Here is a 255-nt window from a genome sequence, read left to right on the forward strand (position 1 = left end):
GGGTGATCTCCGGTTGGGTCCTGACCTTCTTCGCAGGCCGCGACACCACCCAGCTGATTGATCTCGATAACCCGCGCGGGGCCTTCGTGGCCGCAGCAACTCCGGCTCCCAAGCCCGTTGCCGCACCCGCGCCGGCGGAATCAAAGCCTGCTGCGGACGATTCCAAGACCCCGGTGACGGCAGACGCCAAGTAGTCACCTTCGCCTGGGCTGTAACAAGTTCAGGAAACGCTCGACGGCGGTCGCTCCCCAAAGG

Annotated in this window: 1 protein-coding gene; it reads left to right on the forward strand. The window is 65.1% G+C overall.

Going from position 1 to position 255, the window contains the following annotated elements; translation table 11 throughout:
* A partial coding sequence (locus SB724_RS20970) for a hypothetical protein (RefSeq protein ID WP_410572894.1) occupies positions 1-194 on the forward strand: 194 nt, incomplete at its 5' end.
* Positions 195-255: the final 61 nt, after the last annotated feature.

This window comes from Bacillus sp. SIMBA_031 (genome assembly GCF_046535225.1).
In the GTDB taxonomy this organism is placed as follows: Bacteria; Bacillota; Bacilli; order Bacillales; family Bacillaceae; genus Bacillus; species Bacillus velezensis.